Origin of the sequence: Anaeromyxobacter sp. SG17, from assembly GCF_022690695.1 — a bacterium.
In the GTDB taxonomy this organism is placed as follows: Bacteria; Myxococcota; Myxococcia; order Myxococcales; family Anaeromyxobacteraceae; genus Anaeromyxobacter; species Anaeromyxobacter soli.
In genome coordinates, this window is record NZ_JALCYX010000027.1 from 1 (window position 1) to 13,416 (window position 13,416).

A 13,416-nucleotide genomic window follows, 5' to 3' on the forward strand; every position below is an offset into this window, starting at 1 on the left:
AGGGCGGCGGGCGCGGTCGCTCGCAGGGCCGGCGGCGGCCGGCTCGCGGCCGGCGCGGGCTCGGCGGGCGGCGCAGGCGGAGCCGGCGCGGGAACGTGCGGGACGCCCTCGCGCGCGCGAGGGCCGATGGCTCTCGGCAGCGTGACCGTGAAGACGCTCCCCTTCCCCGGCGCGCTCTCGATCGAGAGCTCCCCTCCGAGGAGCGCCACGAGCTCGCGCGCGATGGAGAGCCCGAGCCCCGTGCCCCCGTAGCGCCGGTTGATCGTGCCGTCGGCCTGCCGGAACGCCTCGAACACGAGGCGCTGCTTCTCCTCGGGGATGCCGATGCCGGTGTCCCGGACCGACAGCGCGACGCGGTCGTCCGGCGCGGACGAGACTCGCAGGATGACCCCGCCGCGCTCCGTGAACTTGAACGCGTTCGAGAGGAGGTTCTGCAGGATCTGGAGCAGGCGCTGGGGATCGGTCGTGAGCTCCGCGGGCGCCCCCGGCTCGATGATCCGCTCGAACGCCAGGCCGCGCTCCGCCGCGATCGGCGCGAACGTGAGCGCGAGCTGCTCCACGAGCCGCGCGATCGGCAGCGCCTCCGGGTGGACCTCCAGCCGGCCCGCCTCGATCTTGGAGAGGTCGAGGATGTCGTTGATGAGCGCGAGCAGGTCGCTGCCCGCCTGGTGGATCGTGCGCGCGTACCTCACCTGCTCCTCCGTGAGGTTCCCGGTCGCGTTCTCGCCGAGGAGCTTCGCGAGGATGAGCGCGCTGTTGAGCGGGGTGCGGAGCTCGTGCGACATGTTGGCGAGGAACTCCGACTTGAACCGGCTCGCGCGCTCGAGCTCGCGCGCGCGCTCCTCGAGCTCCGCGCCGCGCCCGGCGAGCTGCGCCCGCTGATCCTCGAGGACCGTGGCCTGCTCCTCGAGCTGGACGTTCACCTGCTCGAGCTCCGCCTGCTGTTCCTCGAGCCGAGCCTGGGACTCGCGCAGCGCGTCGGCCTGCGACTGCAGCTCCTCGTTCGCGACGCGCAGCTCCTCCTGCTGCACCTCGAGCCGCTCCGCCTGCCGCTGCGTCTCCGCGAGCAGCTCCTCGAGCCGCGCCCGGTCCCGGGCGGAGCGGAGCGAGATCCCCAGCGGCAGCGCGATGCGGTCGAGCACCTCGACGTCGAGGTCGTCGAACGGTCGGAACGCGCCGAGCTCGACGACGCCGTTCACCTCGTCGTCCACCCTCGACGGCGCGAGCACGAGGGCGCGCGGGTCGGCCGCGCCCGCGCCGGAGGTGACGCGCAGGTAGCCCGGCGGGACGTCGTTCACGACCCGCACGCGCCCGGCCACCGCGACCTCTCCCGGGAGCCCCTCCCCCTCCGCGAACGGGGCGGGCGCGCCGCCCGGCGCTCCCGCGAGGGCCGCGCGCCGGTGATAGCGGCCGTCGTCGCCCGCCACGTGCAGCACGCCGATCTCGGCGCCGAGGTGGTTCGCGATCGCGCGGAGCGCGTCGGCCGCGACCGCCTCGACGGCCTTGTCGCCCTGCAGCGCGCGCCGGACCACGGCCGTCCCCTCCCGCAACCACTGCTCCCGCGCGACCTCCGCCCGCGCGCGCACCGTGGCCCGGACGATGAGCGCGACCACCCAGACCATCACGAGGCCGATCACCCTGTTCGTGACGGGCAGCCAGGCGGGGAGGCCCACCGGCGCCGCGGGCGACAGGTGGTAGCCGACCGCGACCAGGGCGGTGGCCGCGGTGGCGGTGGCGAGCGGCGCCCACGCGGTTCGCGCGAGCAGCGTCAGGGCGACCGGCACTGCGTACAGCGCCCACTCGGCGGAGCCGAGGGGGCCCACGGCGTCCGCGCCGAGCACGGCCAGGAGGGCGAGGGCGAGCAGCGCGAGGAAGGCGGGCGATTCGCGGGAGGGCGGCTTCGGCATCGTCTGGCCAGCGATAGGGTCGATCGCATGGCGCCCGGACGCCAGGGGCTGTCCCCCGCCCCCTCGGGCGAGCCTCCGCCGACCCGCGCCCCGAGGGGTCGTGTCAGTTGGCAAGGCGCGTTGCGTTAATTTGATTAGGGAATCAGGGGAGGTAGCGCCATGGCCGTGACGCAGCGCAATGACGAGATGCAGCGCTCCCGCGAGGTGGCCGAGGCGGCACGGGAGGCCGAGTGGCAGGGTGCCGGGTTCCTCCGCGAGCTGTTCCTCGGGAAGCTTCGGCTGGATCTCATCCACCCCTATCCGCTCGATCGGGCGGAGCGTCCCGAGTTCCAGCGCTTCTACGCGGAGCTCGAGCGGTTCCTGCGCGAGAAGGTGGATCCCGTCCGCATCGACGAGACCGGCGAGTATCCGCCGGAGGTCCTCGACGGGCTCCGCAAGCTCGGCGCGTTCGGGATGAAGGTGCCGGTCGAGTACGGCGGCCTGGGGCTCACCCAGGTCGAGTACGGCAAGGCCATGCAGCTCGTCGGCGGCTACGACGCGAACGTCACCGCCCTGCTCTCGGCGCACCAGTCGATCGGCGTCCCGCAGCCGCTCAAGCTCTTCGGCTCTCCCGAGCTGAAGAAGAAGTACCTGCCGCGCATCGCGAAGGGCGCGGTGAGCGCGTTCGCGCTCACCGAGGTGCAGGTCGGCTCGGATCCGGCCCGCCTCTCCACGAGCTACGAGCTCAGCCCCGACGGCAGGCACTACGTCATCAACGGCTCCAAGCTCTGGTGCACGAACGGCACCATCGCCGAGCTCCTCGTGGTCATGGCGAAGAACCCGCGCACGAGCGCCATCAGCGCGTTCGTGGTGGAGGCGGACTCGGAGGGCGTGGAGGTCACGCACCGCTGCAGGTTCATGGGCCTCCGCGCGCTCGCCAACGCCGCCATCCGCTTCACGGACGTGAAGGTCCCGGTCGAGAACCTCATCGGCAAGGAGGGCCGCGGCCTCAAGATCGCGCTCACGACGCTCAACACCGGCCGGCTGTCGCTCCCGGCCGCGGTGGTCGGCGGCGGGAAGCGGTTCCTCGAGCTCTCGCGCAAGTGGTCCCAGGCCCGCGTCCAGTGGGGCCAGGAGATCGGCAAGCACGAGGCGATCGCGCACAAGCTCGCCGGCATGGCGTCCACCGTCTTCGCCATGGAGGCGGTCTCGGATCTCGCCCAGTCGCTCGCCGACCGGAAGGGCTACGACATCCGCCTCGAGGCCGCCGCGGCGAAGGAGTGGAACACCGTCGAGGCCTGGCACCTCGTGGACGAGACGATGCAGATCCGCGGCGGCCGCGGGTACGAGAAGGCGAGCTCCCTCGCCGCGCGCGGCGAGGCGGGCGTCGACGTGGAGCGCGCGATGCGCGACCTGCGCATCAACCTCATCTTCGAGGGCTCGTCGGAGGTGATGCACCTCTTCATGGCGCGCGAGGCGGTGGACAAGCACCTCGAGATCGCCGGCGCCCTCATCGACCCGAAGGTGCCGGTCTCGAGCAAGCTCGCCCAGCTCCCGAGGCTCGGGGCGTTCTACGTGCCCTGGTACCTCGGCCTGTGGGCGCGGGGTCTCTTCGCCCCGCGCTACCGCGAGTTCGGCAGGAACGCGAGCCACCTCCGCTTCGTCGAGCGCTCGAGCCGCAAGCTCGCGCGAGAGATCTTCCACTCGATGGTGGTCTTCCAGGCCGCCGCGGAGCGGAAGCAGGCGTTCCTGTTCCGCCTCGTGGACATCGCGAACGAGCTCTTCGCGATGGCGGCGAGCGTGACGCGCGCGCAGGCGATGAAGAACGCCGGCCTCTCCGAGGCGGCGGACGCCGCGAGGCTCGCCGATCACTTCTGCCTCGGCACGCGCCGGAAGGTGCGTGCCCTCTTCGGCGCGCTCTGGAGCAACGACGACGCGAGGAGCTACGCGATGGGCCGCGAGGTGCTCGAGGGCAAGCACGCCTGGCTCGAGCAGGGCGGCATCGGCCTCGGCGTGACGGTCGAGGAGCTCCGCCCGAAGCTGCCCGTGACCCCGGCCGCGCGGCCAGCCGCCGTCGGGGAGGCGGGCGGGCATGCCCTGTTCGCCGAGCCGCAGCCGGTCTCCTGACGCTCCGCCCCCATGGGAGACGCCCGCGCCCGCTCCGGTCCGCCGGGGCGGGCGCTCGCGCGACGCTGCCAGACCGCGCGGAAGACGTGACGAATGGAGAACGGACGACGCGTGGGGGGACCGGTCGCACTCGCGGTCGAGTCCCCCTCCCCTACGGCGCCGGCGGCGCCAGCGCCCGGATCCCCTCCGCGATCGCGCGGCACACGTTGTCCACGAGGTCCTCCCGCGCGTTCACCACGTAGACGTGCGGCCCGACCGACCACGTCTCTCGGAACAGGCGGCGGACCGGCCCCGCGCCGCCGCCGCGCGCGAGGGCGAGCTCGAACATCGGGACGATCTTGTCCCCGAGGCGGAGCGCCGTGTCGACGACGAAGAGCGCGACGTCGGGCCGGACCGCCGAGACGCGGCGCAGGAACGCGCCGACCTCCGGCTGGGTGACGTGCTTGGGCGGGGACGACTTCACCTCCAGGTAGATGAGCTTCCCCTCGCCGGCCGCGACGACGTCGAGGTCGCCGCCGACGCCGGGCGCGCCGGAGCGGACGCCCGTCGCCACCTCGAGCGCGAGCCGCGCGCGCAGCTCCTCGCCGAGCCACCACTCGAGCGTGCCGCCGAAGGTGCGCGGCCGGTGCACGAGCCGGTAGCGGCCGCGGGGGAGCGGCGCGGCGAGCCCCATGGCGACCAGCGCGTCGGCCAGCTCGCGCGCCTTCTCGGCGGCGACGTAGCGCGTCGCCTGCCCGGGCGTGAACCCCGCGCCACGCAGGATCGCGCCGCGCAGGAACAGCCGGAAGGCGTAGTGCCGGAGGCGCTCGACGAGGGCCGCGACGGCGGCGGGATCGTGCCCGGGCGGGAACGGCAGGTCGTGCCGCGACGGGCGCGGGTCGAGGCCCCGCCGCTGCAGCATCGCGAGCGGCTCCGAGACCGGCGGCCGCGCCGTGCTGCCCGGCGCCGCGCGGGCGGCGCGCGCCTCCAGCTCGGCCGCGGTCCGCCGCGCGCCCATGGACCGTCAGGGCCCCGGCGCGCGCGCGTCGCTCGCCCGTTCGCGAATCATGATCGGCCGTTCAGCGTACGGCGGTGTAGAGCTTCACCGCGAACCAGGCCCGCTCGTCCGTCCAGGTCCGCTCCGGGCGCCAGCCGGCGATGAGCGCGAGCGCGTCGAAGGCGCGCGGCTCCCACTTGTACGCGCTCTCGGTGTGGATGGTCTCGCCGGCGCGGAACGCGAAGGGCTCGCCCGCCACGGTGACGATCTGCGGCTCCAGGCTCTCGAGGTGCATCTCCACGCGCGAGTAGTCCGGGTCGAAGATCGCGCGGTGGCGGAACGAAGAGAGCCGGAAGTCCCCGCCGAGCTCGCGGTTCATGCGCGCGAGCAGGTTCAGGTCGAACGCGGCGGTGACGCCGCGGGCGTCGTCGTAGGCGCGGACGAGGGTCCGCTCGTCCTTGGCGAGATCGACGCCGATGACGAGCGCGCCGCCCGGCCCGGCGTCGCGCGCCATCCGCCGGAGCAGCGCCACGGCCTCGGGCGGATCGAAGTTGCCGATGGTCGAGCCCGGGAAGAACGCCACGCGCCGGCGCGCGGGGAGCTCCCCGAGGGGCAGCGCCATGGGCGCGGTGAAGTCGCCCACGAGCGGCAGGACCGGGAGGCGCGGGAACTGCCGGCGCAGGGACTCGGCGCCTTCGAGGAGCGCGTCCCCGGAGATGTCGACCGGCACGTAGCCGGCGGGCCGCTCCAGCGCCGCGAGCAGGAGCGCGGTCTTCCGGCCGCTGCCGGCGCCGGGCTCGAAGACGAGCGCGCCGGGGCCGATCGCCTCGGCGATCTCACCGGCGTACCCCTCCAGGATCCCGAGCTCCGTCCGCGTCGGGTAGTACTCCGGCTGCTCGCAGATGAGCTCGAACAGCGCCGAGCCGCGGCGGTCGTAGAGCCACTTCGGCGGCAGCGCCTTTCGCGGCAGCGACAGGCCGCGCACCACGTCCTCGCGGAACCGGGCGGACTCGCTCGTCCGCTCCCCCACCCCGATGCTCGCACCCTCGAGTCCGATCACGCCCCGTCCCTCGCCAGTCGTACGCCCGTGAACTGCCAGCGCGCCCCCGGAGGGAAGAAGTTCCGGTACGTCGGGCGCACGTGCCCCCGCGGCGTGGCGCACGAGCCGCCGCGCAGGGTGAGCTGGCTGACCATGAACTTCCCGTTGTACTCGCCGAGCGGCCCCGCCAGCGGGCGGAAGCCCGGGTATGGCGCGTAGGCGGACGAGGTCCACTCCCACACGTCGCCGAGGAGCTGGCGGAACCCCGGACCGGCGGCGGCCGGCGCGGGGTGGAACCGTCCCGCGTCCGCGAGCGTCCCTTCGGCGGTGGCGCTCGCTCCGGCCGCCGCCGCCTCCCACTCGACCTCGGTCGGCAGCCGCGCGCCCGCCCACCGCGCGTAGGCGTCCGCCTCGTAGTACGAGACGTGCGCGACGGGCTCCGCGGGATCGAGCGGGCGCGGGCCCGCGAGCGTGAAGATCGCCCATCCGCTCTCCCCGCGCTCCCAGTAGAGCGGCGCCTTCCAGTCACCTGCGCGCGCCGCGGCGAACCCGTCGGAGAGCCACAGCTCGGGCCGCCGGTAGCCCCCGTCCTCCACGAAGGCGAGCCACTCGCCGTTCGTGGTGGGCCGCGTCGCGAGGGCGTGCGGCTCCAGGAGGGCGCGGTGGCGGGGCCGCTCGTTGTCGAACGCGAACTCGCTCCCGCGCGCGCCGACCTCGACGATCCCGCCGTCGCGCGGGACGTAGGCGAGCGGCGGGGCGGAGGCGGGCGCCGGTCTCCCCGGGAGGGCGTCCGGGGCGTAGGCGGGGCGGAGCGGGTTCGAGAAGAAGGCGTGCTTCACGTCGGTGAGGAGCAGCTCCTGGTGCTGCTCCTCGTGGGCGATCCCCAGCTCCACCGTGGCGAGGACCTCGTCCCCGGGGCGCGCGGCGAGCGCCGCCGACATCCGCTCGTCCACGTTCGCGCGGTAGCGGAGCACCTCCGCCAGCGAGGGGCGAGAGAGCAGGCCCCGCTGCGGCCTGGGCTGCCGCGGCCCGACCGCCTCGTAGTAGGAGTTGAAGAGGTACGCGTACGCATCGTGAAACGGGCGGAAGGCCCGCTCCACCCGGGGGAGCACGAACGCCTCGAAGAACCAGGACGTGTGCGCGAGGTGCCACTTCGCCGGGCTCGCGTCCGGCATCGATTGAACGGCGGCGTCCTCCGGCGAGAGCGGAGCCGCGAGCGCGACGGTGCGGCGGCGGACGTCAGCGAGCCGCGCGGCCAGCGTCCCCGCGCGATCCGCCCCTCCTGCGCCCCCCACGCTTTCCCTCACCCGTCCTCCCTGGCGCGCCGGACGGACGGTCCGCGTCCCGCGCCGGCTCTGAACCTTTCCACGCGCGGAGAGCCAGGCAACGCGGCGGACCCCTTTCGCTTAGCCCCAGCGGAGGCTGCGCGCTCGGGCGTCCGGGAGCGCGCCTCGGCGCCCCGGCGGGTCCACGCCTCCGAACCGTCGCGCCTGCGAACCGGTGCGGCCGCGCCGCTTCCGCGCTACCCTCCCGCGCCGTGAACGGTCCCCGAGAGGAGATCACCCGCCGCCTCGAGGCGCGCCGCGCGGCGGTCGCGCGGCTCGACCGCGCCGACGCCCGCATCGCGTGGGGCCGCCTCGCGATCTTCGCCGCCGGCGCCGCGCTCGCGTGGCTCGCGTGGGGCCAGCACCGGCTCTCGGCCGGCTGGCTCCTCGGGCCGCTCGCCGCGTTCGTGGCGCTCGCCGTCGTCCACGATCGCGTCCTCTCCGCGCGCGCTCGCGCCCGGCGCGCCGTCGCGTTCCACACGGCGGCGCTGGCGCGCATGGACGGAACGTTCGCCGGCGCCGGCGCCGGCGGCGAGCGGTTCGCCGATCCCGCCCACCCGTACGCGCTCGACCTCGACCTGTTCGGCCGGGGCTCGCTGTTCGAGCTCCTCTGCGCCGCCCGCACGCGCCCGGGCGAGGAGCGCCTCGCGGCCTGGCTCCTCCACCCCGCGCCGGCGGCGGAGGGCCGAGCCCGCCAGCGCGCGATCGCCTCGCTCGCTCCGCGCCTCGATCTGCGCGAGGACCTCGCGGTCCTCGGCGAGGACGTCCGCGCCGGCGTGGACGCCGCCGGGCTCGCCGCGTGGGGCGAGGCCGCGCCCCTCCTCCCGGCCTTCGTGCGGCCGGCGGCGCTGGCGCTCGCCGCGCTGGCCGTCGCGGCGGCGGTCGCCTGGGGAGTGGGGCTCGGCCCGGCGCCGCTGCTCCTCGTCCTCCTCGGGGAGTGGGCGTTCTCGCGCGTCCTGCGCGGCCGGATGGCCCACGTCCTCGGCGGGGTCGAGCACCCCGCGGCGGAGCTGCGCGTGCTGGCGCTGCTGCTCGAGCGGCTCGAGGCTGAGCCGCTCGACGGCGACGCGCGCCTCGGGGCGCTCCAGGCGTCGCTGCGCGGCGCCGGGGCGCCCGCCTCCGTCCGGATCGCCGCCCTCGTCCGCGTGGTCGCGCGGATGGAGTGGGGCCGGAACCAGTTCTTCGCCCCCCTCGCGTTCGCGCTCGCGTGGGGGCCCTTGCACGCCGCCGCGGTCGAGCGCTGGCGCGCGGCGTCCGGCCGCGGCATCCGGCGCTGGCTCGAGGCGGTGGCGGAGCTCGAGGCGCTCTCCTCGCTCGCGGGGTATGCCTACGAGCATCCCGGCGACGCCTGGCCGGAGCTCCTGGACGGAGGTCCGGGTCGCGGGCCGATCCTCGAGGCCGAGGGGCTCAGGCACCCGCTGCTGCCCGGCGCGGTGCCGAACGATCTCCGTCTCGGCGGCGAGGGTCCGCGCGTGCTCCTCGTCTCCGGCTCGAACATGTCCGGGAAGAGCACCTACCTCCGCACCGCCGGCGTGAACGTCGTGCTCGCCCTCGCCGGCGCGCCCGTCCGCGCCGCCCGCATGCGCCTCACGCCGGTCCAGGCCGGCGCCACGCTGCGGATCCAGGACTCGCTCCAGGCCGGCAAGTCCCGCTTCTACGCCGAGATCACGCGGCTCAAGGAGCTCGCCGACCTCGCGGCGGGCCCGTTCCCCCTCCTCTTCCTCCTCGACGAGATCCTCCACGGCACGAACTCGCACGACCGCCGCATCGGCGCCGAGGCGATCGTGCGGGGCCTCCTCGACCGCGGCGCCCTCGGGCTCGTCACGACGCACGATCTCGCCCTCACCGAGCTCGGCGGCTCGGACGGCGTGCTCGCGAACGGGCACTTCGAGGATCAGGTGAAGGACGGCGAGATCGCGTTCGACTACCGGCTGCGGCCGGGGGTCGTCGCGCACTCGAACGCCCTCGCGCTGATGCGCGCGGTCGGGCTGAGGGTGTGAGGGGGCGCGCGCCCCGCCGGCTCACCTCGGCGCCTGCGGGCGGGGGCGGAGCTACTCCTCCAGCGTGAGGATCTCCGCCCCGTCGTCGGTCACTGCCAGCGTGTGCTCGAACTGCGCCGAGCGCTTCCCGTCCGCGGTGACGGCGGTCCAGCCGTCGTCCCAGAGCAGGTCCTGCCAGGTCCCCTCGGTGATCATGGGCTCGACCGTGAACGTCATGCCCTTCTCCATCGTGCGGCGCAGCGACGGATCGTAGTGGTGCGGGATCTGGATCGTGGTGTGGAACGTCTCGCCGATGCCGTGCCCGCAGTAGGAGCGGACGACGCCGTAGCCGTGGCGCGACGCGTGCGACTCGATGGCGCGCCCGATGTCGGAGATGGGCCGCCCCGGACGGACGGCCGCGATGCCCTTCGCGAGGCACTCGCGCGCGACCTGCACGAGCCGGCGCCCCTCGCCGTCCACCTGGCCGACGAGGAACGTCGCCGAGCAGTCCCCGTGCATGCCGTCGAGGTAGACGGTCACGTCGAGGTTCACGATGTCGCCGTCCTCGAGAGGCCGGCTGTCCGGGATGCCGTGGCAGATCACCTCGTTCACCGAGGTGCAGAGGGACTTGGGGTAGCCGCGGTAGTTGAGCGGGCTCGGGTAGCCGCCGAGCCGCAGCGTCTCCGCGTGGGCGAGCTCGTCGAGGGCGTCGGTCGTGACCCCCGCCCGGACCGCCTCGCCGGTGACCCGCAGCACGCGGGCGGCCGCCCGGCAGGCGCGCCGGAGCCGCACGAGCTCCTCGGGCGTCTTCACGTCCCGGCCCTGCGCCTTGGGACGCCCGCTCGACGCGTAGTCCGGCCGCGGGATGGTGGCCGGCACGGCCCGCCGCGGCGATACGACCCCCGGCCGCAGGGGGCGGCGGTGCGGGCGCGCCGGCGCGTCCGGCGCCGCGCCGCGGGAGTCCTCGTCGAGGTGACACTTCTTGTACTTCTGCCCGCTCCCGCACCAGCAGGGGTCGTTCCGACCCGGCCGCGCCCGAGCGAGCAGCTCGGTCTCGTTCACGGGAGCCGTTTTAAGGGAGCCGGGGGGAGCGGGCAACTCGCCCGCTCAGATCTGCGACGGCGCGTCCGTCTGGCCGGGGATCTTGGCGCTGGCGTCCCCCTCCGCCTCCAGCCGGTCGAACATCTGCTCCATCCGCTCGCCGAGGTCCTCGAGCTCGTCCTTCGACAGCGCCTTGCGGACCTTGGGGAAGAGCTCCTTCTCCTCCTCCTCGACGTGGTGCTCGACCTGCTCCTTGAGCACCGACAGCTTCGCGTCGAACTGCGCGTCGTCGGCCCCGAGCTCGAGCAGGTCGGAGAGGATGCGCTTCATGGACAGGTGCTCCTCCACGGACTCGCGGAGGATGTCCTCGGTGTTCTCCTGCTTCGACTCCGGGTAGAAGAGCTTCTCCTCGATCTCGGCGTGCATCGCGAGCTGGTCCGAGATCTCCCGGCAGAGCTGCTCCTTCTTCTTCTTCGCCCGCTCCCCGGCGCTCTCGAACTCCTCGAAGAGCTCCTCCACCTCTCGATGCTGCTGCTCCAGTAGGTCGATGGCGTTCACGGTGTTCCCTCCCTCCTGGCAGCGTAGGCACGCGCCGCCGAAAAGGCGGAGGGGCGAGACCGGCGAACCGGCCCCGCCCCTCCGTCGCGCCTCGGGCTCGGGGGAAACCCCCTGGCGCTCGCGCGTCCGTCCGGGACGGACGCGCTCCCACGTCCGCCCGGCTACGCCGCCCGGCGCACGTCCGTGCGCTCGCCGGCCCTGTCAGCGCGGCGGAGCGCGACGTCCCGCGCGATGGCGCGCACCACGAACGTGAGGAGGAGCGCGGCGCCGCCGAGGAACACGAGGTCCGGCACGAGGCGCGCCCAGGTGACGGCGTGGATGAAGGCGCTGCCCGTCACCTCGGGGCTGCGGGCGTACCAAAGGCCCTTCTCGATCCCGATCGCGAACTGGTAGATGCCCGCGGGGAGGAGGGAGAAGACGATCATGCCCGCGAGGCCGCCGTTGAGGCCCCAGAACGCGCCCTTGAGGAGGCCGTCGCTCCAGGCGTCCTTGCGGACGATGTTCCGCATGGAGAAGAGCATGAGCGCGATGGCGAGGAAGCCGTACACGCCGAACAGCGCGCCGTGCGAGTGGATGGGCGTCGTGTTGAGGCCCTGCGCGTAGTAGAGGACGATCGGCGGGTTGATGAGGAAGCCGAGGACGCCGGCGCCCACCGCGTTCCAGAACGCGACCGCGACGAAGAAGTAGAGCGGCCACTTCCAGGGCTGCGCGTTCGGGCCCGACCGCGCGAGCTTCAGGTTCTCGTACACCTCGAAGCCGAGGAGCGTGAGCGGCACGATCTCGAGGGCCGAGAACGTCGCGCCGAGCGCCGTGATGAAGAGCGGGGAGCCGGTGAAGTACAGGTGGTGGAAGGTCCCGATGATGCCGGAGCCGAGGTAGAGCAGGATGGAGAAGTAGGTCGCGCGGAGCGCCGACTTCTGACCGACCGCCCCGATGCGGGCGAGGATGAACGCGAGCGCGACGGTGGCGAACACCTCGAAGAAGTTCTCCACCCACAGGTGCACGACCCACCAGCGCCAGTAGTCGGCGACGGCGATGTGCGTGCCCGGCGTGTAGAAGAGCCCGACCGAGTAGAAGAGCGGGATGGTGACCGAGGCGTAGAGCAGCAGGTGGGTGAGGCCGCCCTTGTCCTTCTCGGCCGCGAGCGCGGGCTTCACCGCGCGGTACACGAGCGCGAGCCAGAGGAGCATCCCGCCGATGAGCGCGAGCTGCCAGACGCGGCCGAGCTCGATGTACTCGTAGCCCTGGTGTCCGATGAGCCAGCCGTTCGGCCCGGAGAGCTTGCCGCGGACGCCGAAGTAGGTGCCGGCGAGGGCGCCGACGACGACGACCACGAGCGCGCCGAGGAGGGTGTAGACGAGGGCCTTCTGGCCCTTCGGCTCGTGGCCGCTCACCGCCGGGCCGATGAAGAGGCCCGTCGCGAGCCAGCAGGTCGCGATCCAGAAGACGGCGAGCTGGAGGTGCCAGCCGCGCGTCGCGGCGTACGGCAGGAGCTGCCCGATCTCGATGCCGAAGAGCTTGTTGCCCTCGACGGCGAAGTGGCCGGTGACGGAGCCCAGCGCCGCCTGGAGGATGAAGAGGACGATCGCGACGAGGAAGTACGGCAGCGCGGCGCGCTGGCTCGGGGTCGGGTTCGGCTCCGCGAGCGGCGCGAGCCGGGCGGGCTCCTCGTGATCCTTCCCGCGCAGCCGCAGGTAGAAGTAGATGGCCCCGAACGTGCCCAGGATGAGCAGCACGACCGAGACGATGGACCAGACGAGCGACGAGGGCAGCGGGCGGTTGCCGACGAGCGGGTCGTACGGGAAGTTCGCGGTGTAGCTGAACGTCTCGCCGGGGCGGTTCGTGCCCGCGGACCAGGCCGTCCAGAAGAAGAACGCTGTCATCGCCCGGGCGTCCCGGGGATCGGCGACGAAGCCCTTCGGGATCGACATCGGGTCGGAGCCCTCGCCGAAGAGCTTCGTGTAGTACGCGACCAGCGCGGGGAACGCCGCGGACTGGCCCGGCGAGAGCGTGAGCGTGCCGGTGGCGGGGTCGTAGCGGTTCTGGCGCAGCTCGGCGGCGACCTCGGCGTCGACGCGCCCGCGCTCGCCGGCGGGCAGCGCCTCCAGGTCTCCCTGCGTGAACGCGGCGGCGTCCGCGGGCGCGCGGCCGGCCGCGAGCCCCGCCGCGGCGAGGCCGACGCGGTGGAGCGCGTCGGCGGACCAGTCCGGCGCGAGGTACGCGCCGTGGCCCCAGATCGAGCCGGTCTGCTGCCCACCGCGGGACAGGTACTGCAGCTGGCCCTGGTGGATGTCCTCGCCCGTCATCACCACCTCGCCCGTCGCGGAGACGACGCGGTCGGGGATGGGCGGCTTGTGCTCGTTGATCTTCGCACCGCCGAAGATGAGGACGGAGAAGGCGGCGACGATGGTGAACAGCAGGATGGCGCGTCCCTTGTGGCTCATGGACTCTCCGGACTGCGGGGTATGAGGCTCGCGCGGCGGCG

Annotated in this window: 9 protein-coding genes; 2 read left to right on the forward strand and 7 right to left on the reverse strand. The window is 73.9% G+C overall.

Annotation, left to right across the window (positions count from 1 at the left end; all coding sequences use genetic code 11):
* Nucleotides 1-1,907: GAF domain-containing sensor histidine kinase (locus MNY60_RS12015; RefSeq protein ID WP_242360679.1), on the reverse strand; the 1,907-nt coding region annotated here is incomplete at its 3' end.
* A gap of 159 nt (nucleotides 1,908-2,066) precedes the next feature.
* On the opposite strand from MNY60_RS12015, the gene MNY60_RS12020 reads away from it, so the two are divergent.
* Nucleotides 2,067-4,013 carry an acyl-CoA dehydrogenase family protein gene (locus MNY60_RS12020; RefSeq protein ID WP_242339309.1) on the forward strand — a complete coding sequence of 649 codons (1,947 nt, stop codon included), beginning with the start codon at nucleotides 2,067-2,069 and terminating at the stop codon, nucleotides 4,011-4,013.
* A gap of 151 nt (nucleotides 4,014-4,164) precedes the next feature.
* On the opposite strand, the gene MNY60_RS12025 is transcribed toward MNY60_RS12020, so the two are convergent.
* The 3 genes from MNY60_RS12025 to egtB form a co-directional block, all read right to left on the reverse strand.
* Nucleotides 4,165-5,010, reverse strand: coding sequence for a hypothetical protein (locus MNY60_RS12025; protein ID WP_242339307.1), 846 nt, complete (start codon nucleotides 5,008-5,010; stop codon nucleotides 4,165-4,167).
* Between the two features lie 61 nt (nucleotides 5,011-5,071).
* The gene (gene egtD / locus MNY60_RS12030) at nucleotides 5,072-6,049 is read right to left on the reverse strand and encodes an L-histidine N(alpha)-methyltransferase (protein WP_242339305.1); all 978 of its coding nucleotides are present in this window, start codon (nucleotides 6,047-6,049) and stop codon (nucleotides 5,072-5,074) included.
* A complete protein-coding gene (egtB, locus tag MNY60_RS12035) occupies nucleotides 6,046-7,323 on the reverse strand; it encodes an ergothioneine biosynthesis protein EgtB (RefSeq protein WP_242339303.1) in 1,278 nt (425 codons plus the stop codon). The genes egtD and egtB overlap by 4 nt, the downstream gene beginning before the upstream one ends.
* 242 nt (nucleotides 7,324-7,565) lie before the next feature.
* On the opposite strand from egtB, the gene MNY60_RS24270 reads away from it, so the two are divergent.
* Nucleotides 7,566-9,353 carry a DNA mismatch repair protein MutS gene (locus MNY60_RS24270; RefSeq protein WP_242339300.1) on the forward strand — a complete coding sequence of 596 codons (1,788 nt, stop codon included), beginning with the start codon at nucleotides 7,566-7,568 and terminating at the stop codon, nucleotides 9,351-9,353.
* A gap of 51 nt (nucleotides 9,354-9,404) precedes the next feature.
* Here the strand turns inward: MNY60_RS24270 and map are convergent, their stop codons facing one another.
* The 3 genes from map to MNY60_RS12055 all read right to left on the reverse strand — a co-directional run bounded on the left by map (nucleotide 9,405) and on the right by MNY60_RS12055 (nucleotide 13,375).
* Nucleotides 9,405-10,394, reverse strand: coding sequence for a type I methionyl aminopeptidase (map, locus tag MNY60_RS12045; protein ID WP_242339298.1), 990 nt, complete (start codon nucleotides 10,392-10,394; stop codon nucleotides 9,405-9,407).
* Between the two features lie 45 nt (nucleotides 10,395-10,439).
* Nucleotides 10,440-10,931 (reverse strand): hemerythrin domain-containing protein, encoded by a 492-nt coding sequence (locus MNY60_RS12050; protein WP_242339296.1) that lies wholly within the window; start codon nucleotides 10,929-10,931, stop codon nucleotides 10,440-10,442.
* A gap of 161 nt (nucleotides 10,932-11,092) precedes the next feature.
* Nucleotides 11,093-13,375 (reverse strand): nitric-oxide reductase large subunit, encoded by a 2,283-nt coding sequence (locus MNY60_RS12055; RefSeq protein ID WP_242339294.1) that lies wholly within the window; start codon nucleotides 13,373-13,375, stop codon nucleotides 11,093-11,095.
* Nucleotides 13,376-13,416 lie beyond the last annotated feature (41 nt).

What these genes read in the sequence shown, in the direction of transcription:
- MNY60_RS12020 (WP_242339309.1), top strand. Translation starts at nt 2,067, where the DNA reads ATGGCCGTGACGCAGCGCAATGACGAGATGCAGCGCTCCCGCGAGGTG.
- MNY60_RS12025 (WP_242339307.1), bottom strand. Translation starts at nt 5,010, where the DNA reads ATGGGCGCGCGGCGGACCGCGGCCGAGCTGGAGGCGCGCGCCGCCCGC.
- MNY60_RS12055 (WP_242339294.1), bottom strand. Translation starts at nt 13,375, where the DNA reads ATGAGCCACAAGGGACGCGCCATCCTGCTGTTCACCATCGTCGCCGCC.